Here is a 4,539-nt window from a genome sequence, read left to right as displayed (position 1 = left end):
GCCGGCCGCCGCGGCACCGGCCGCCGCCGCGCCCACGGGCGCTTCGCCGCGCCGCTCGATCGCCTGCTGGTACAGCCGGCCCGCGCGGTACGAGGAGCGCACCAGCGGTCCCGACATCACACCGGAGAAGCCGATCTCCTCGGCCTCCTCCTTCAACTCCACGAACTCGTGGGGCTTCACCCAGCGCTCGACCGGGTGGTGCCGTACGGACGGGCGCAGATACTGCGTGATCGTGATCAGCTCGCAGCCCGCCTCGTGCAGATGCCGCAGCGCCTCGCTGACCTCCGCGCGCTCCTCGCCCATGCCCAGGATCAGATTGGACTTGGTGACCAGACCCGCCTCACGGGCGCGCGTGATCACCTCCAGCGAACGCTCGTAACGGAAGCCGGGCCTGATGCGCTTGAAGATGCGCGGCACGGTCTCGACGTTGTGCGCCAGCACCTCGGGACGGGACGAGAAGACCTCGGCGAGCTGCTCGGGCACCGCGTTGAAGTCCGGGATCAGCAGCTCGACCTTCGTACGGCCCGCCTCGCGCTCCGCTGTCTGGGCGTGGATCTGGCGCACGGTCTCCGCGTACAGCCAGGCACCGCCGTCGGCCAGGTCGTCACGGGCGACACCGGTGATCGTGGCGTAGTTCAGATCCATGGTGACGACGGACTCGCCCACCCGGCGCGGTTCGTCGCGGTCCAGGGCGGCCGGCTTGCCCGTGTCGATCTGGCAGAAGTCACAGCGCCGTGTGCACTGGTCGCCGCCGATGAGGAAGGTCGCCTCGCGGTCCTCCCAGCATTCGAAGATGTTGGGACAGCCCGCCTCCTGGCAGACCGTGTGCAGCCCTTCGCTCTTCACGAGCTTCTGGAGCTGCTGGTACTCGGGTCCCATTTTCGCCCGGGTCTTGATCCACTCGGGCTTGCGCTCGATGGGAGTCTGGCTGTTCCGGACCTCCAGACGCAGCATCTTGCGTCCGTCGGGTGCGACAGCGGACACGTCCGGCACCTCTCTCTGCTGGCGCGGCATTCGATTCTTCGGCGAACACCAGGTTACGCCCGATATTTGCGTGGCATTACGTAGGGCCAACCCATGGCCAGAAGGGCGCATTCCCATGCGGCACCCGCACAAGACAGCACCTACGCGCTTGCGACCTACGCGCTCGCGCGCTCGATCTCGCGCGGCTTGAGCTCCGCGCCCTCCAGCACGTCCCGCAGATGTTTCTCCACCACCGGAAGGACCTCCGCGATCGTGATGTCCCGGCCCAGTTCGTTCGAGAGCGAGGTGACGCCCGCGTCCCGGATCCCGCACGGCACGATCCGGTCGAACCAGGTGTTGTCCGGATTCACATTCAGCGCGAAGCCGTGCATGGTCACGCCCTTGGCGACCCGGATACCGATCGCCGCCAGCTTCCGGTCCTCCCGGCGCTGGCCGGCGTTGGACGGCGCGTACTCGGGACCGTTCAGCCGCGGATCGAACTCCTCGTCCGCCAGCCGCGGATCGAAGTCCAGCGACAGACCGCCGAGCGCGGGACGCTCGTGCACCGGATCGCCGAGCACCCATACACCGCTGCGGCCCTCGACGCGGGTGGTCTCCAGGCCGAACTCCGCGACCGTACGGATCAGCGCCTCTTCGAGACGGCGGACATGCGCCACCACATCGACGGGACGCGGCAGTTTGAGGATCGGATAGCCGACGAGCTGGCCGGGACCGTGCCAGGTGATCTTCCCGCCGCGGTCCACATCGACGACGGGAGTGCCGTCGAGCGGGCGCTCGCTGTCGGCCGTACGCCGTCCGGCCGTATAGACCGGCGGATGCTCCAGCAGCAGACAGGTGTCGGGAATCTCGTCCGCGAACCGGGCCGCGTGGACCCGGCGCTGCTCCTGCCATGCCTCCCGGTACTCGACGGCCTGCCCGCCGAATCCCAGTCGGACGTACCGCAGCTCACTCACGGCAGCCTCCTCAGAACCTTCATGGTGCACGTGTCGCGCCCTCGCCACTGTACGGCGGCTCCCGGCGGCGCGGCCGGGCAGGTGGTTCCGGGCCCTCGTACGCGACGTCTCGGCCCCGCCCCGACCTCTGCCCCGGCCCCCGCCCCGGCGGCCTCCACAGGTACTCCCGTCAGCGAGGCCCTTGATCCTCACACGATCGGATGAATGTGGCGCCAAGGTCATGGCGGAGACGTTCACTACCGCTAAATTCGCGCCGTTCCATGTGGGCTGCTCCCCGGGCCCGGAAGGCAGGAGACCGTAGAGCTGATGTCGGAACGACCTCCGCAGCGCATCCCCAACCGCCAGCTCGCCGCGCTCATCGCGGAAGCCGGATTCTCCAACGCAGGTCTCGCCCGCCGGGTGGATCAGCTCGGTCTCGAACACGGCCTGGATCTGCGGTACGACAAGACGTCGGTGACGCGCTGGCTGCGCGGACAGCAGCCCCGTGGCACCACTCCCGCGCTGATCGCCGAGGTGTTCACCCGCCGTCTCGGCCGTCGGCTCTCCGCGCAGGATCTGGGGCTGGACGCCTGTGCGCCGGTCTACGCGGGCCTTGAATTCGCGTCCTCGCCCGAGGAGGCCGTCGACATCGTCGGCGGGCTGTGGCGCAAGGACTCCGGCAGCCACTCCGAGCTGCGCAAGATCGCGTTCACTCCGGCCGGACTGGTCGTTCCCAGCCGCGACTGGCTGATCGGACGCGCGGACGAACGGGTCGGCCATCCCGGCCTCGAAACGCACGCTACGCATACTGTCGGTCGCGCTCACGAGAACGGCGGCGGCCATGAGGCCCGCGGTCAGGAGCTCCGAGGTCAGGAGGTCCGGGATCACGACAGCGGCGGCCAGGAAGCCGTCGCCCGCGTGCCCGCGCAAGGCTGGCCCGCCACCGTTCCCAAACCGCGTACCGAACGCGCGGCGGGCCAGCGGGTCTCCCTGGGCGATGTGGCCGCCCTGCGCTCCGTCGGCGATCTCTTCTGCGCCCTCGACCAGACCTACGGCGGAGGCCATGCCCGGCAGGCGCTCGTCCGCTATCTGGAGCATGAGGCGGAGCCGATGCTGCGCGGACTGTACGGCGAGACCACCGGCCGTCGGCTGTTCGCCGCGGCGGCCCATCTGACCAGGCTGGCGGGCTGGACCTCGTACGACATCGCCGCGCATGGCCTCGCCCAGCGCTACTTCGTCCAGGCGTTACGGCTCTCCCAGGCGGCCGGGGACCGCGCCTACGGCTCGTACGTCCTGATCACCATGAGCCGTCAGGCCGTCTATCTCGGCCACGGCCGGGAGGCGGTTCAGCTCGCGCGCGTGGCCCAGCAGGGCGTCGGCGGCTCCGCGCCACCGGTCGTCCAGGCGCTGCTGCACGCCGCCGAGGCGCGCGGGCACGGTGTGCTCGGCGAGGCACGGGCCTGCACCGCCTCGCTCGTACGGTCCGAACGCGCGCTGGAGTCGGCGCGGCCCGGCGACGAGGTACCGCACTGGGCCCGTTTCTTCGACGAGGCACAGCTCTCGGACGAGTTCGGGCACTGCTACCGGGATCTCCAGCAGTACCGCGCCGCCGTACAGCACGCCGAGCGCTCCCTTCAGCTGCGCGCTCCGGCGTACGCCCGCAGCCGGCTCTTCTGCCGGGTGGTGCTCGCCTGCGCCCGGCTCGGTCTCGGTGAGCTGGACCAGGCGTGTCTGCTGGGCGCGGAGGCGGCCAAGCAGTCGACCGAGATGCGGTCGGCGCGGGCGGTGGAGTATGTACGGGACTTCGAACGGCGGCTGGAGCCCTACCGGGACGCGGCGGCCGTACGGAACTACCGCGACCGGATCGCGGCACTCGGCTGACGCCGGACCCTGCGCCGCCGTACCCGTAAGCCCTACGCCGTGTCTGCCACATGGCGTCGTCCGCGCGCAGGGCCAGACGGGATTTGTCGGACACGGCCCGCGCCCGGCCCGCACCCGCACCGCGTCCGACAGCGCACATGAAGCCGGTCCCGTCCGGGGTTGGCCGACGCCGGACGGGACCGGAGCTGGAGCCGCCGCAGCGGGCGTCACGCCACCGCGGGCAGCGGCGCCGTCTCGTACTCCGGGCGTACGCCCAGATCGCGCAGGATCGCGTGGGCGGCGCGGCGGCCCGAGAAGAGCGCGCCCTGGACCGTGCTCGTGTCGCGGTGGTCGCCGCACACATAGAGCCCCGACAACAGCCGCACCGGACGGCGCAGATCGTGCGGCGGCGGCATCGCGGGCACCGCCTCCGGATCGTGGTGGACGGCCAGCAACTCCCAGCCGTCGGTGGGCGTCCCGTACAGCCTCGTGAGATGCGCGCGGACCGAGCGGTCGAGTTCGGCGGCCGGCGGAGGCGTGCCGAGCACCGTCGAGGAGATCAGCGCACGGCCGGCCGGAGCCCGCGAGGGATCGACCGCGCTCATCACGGCGGTGTACGCGACCGGGCCGCCGCCGTCGGCGTCCAGCAGCAGCGCCGGATCGGTCATCGGCGGTACGGGCGCGGTGTGGTGCAGGACCGTCACCGGATGGAAGTCCGGCACCCGCAGCCCCGGCAGCAGCTCGGCAGCGGCCCCCCCCCCCC

The 4,539-nt window shown here is 71.1% G+C and carries 4 protein-coding genes; 1 reads left to right on the top strand and 3 read right to left on the bottom strand.

From position 1 onward, the window contains the following. Positions 1 to 984, bottom strand: a 984-nt coding sequence (gene lipA / locus GA0115259_RS31890) for a lipoyl synthase (protein WP_093603422.1), incomplete at its 3' end; no start/stop codon positions are given. A gap of 155 nt (positions 985 to 1,139) precedes the next feature. Continuing rightward, complete coding sequence (lipB, locus tag GA0115259_RS31885; protein ID WP_093603420.1) at positions 1,140 to 1,937, bottom strand: lipoyl(octanoyl) transferase LipB; 798 nt, start codon at positions 1,935 to 1,937, stop codon at positions 1,140 to 1,142. Positions 1,938 to 2,243: 306 nt separating this feature from the next. On the opposite strand from lipB, the gene GA0115259_RS31880 reads away from it, so the two are divergent. After that, positions 2,244 to 3,797, top strand: coding sequence for a regulator (locus GA0115259_RS31880; protein WP_093603418.1), 1,554 nt, complete (start codon positions 2,244 to 2,246; stop codon positions 3,795 to 3,797). Between the two features lie 206 nt (positions 3,798 to 4,003). Here the strand turns inward: GA0115259_RS31880 and GA0115259_RS31875 are convergent. Continuing rightward, positions 4,004 to 4,539, bottom strand: a 536-nt coding sequence (locus tag GA0115259_RS31875) for an FAD-dependent oxidoreductase (protein ID WP_141716776.1), incomplete at its 5' end; no start/stop codon positions are given.

It is taken from the genome of Streptomyces sp. MnatMP-M17, assembly GCF_900091995.1.
In the GTDB taxonomy this organism is placed as follows: Bacteria; Actinomycetota; Actinomycetes; order Streptomycetales; family Streptomycetaceae; genus Streptomyces.
The sequence above is the reverse complement of the archived record's forward strand: the minus strand, read 5'-3'. Positions and strand labels throughout refer to the sequence as shown.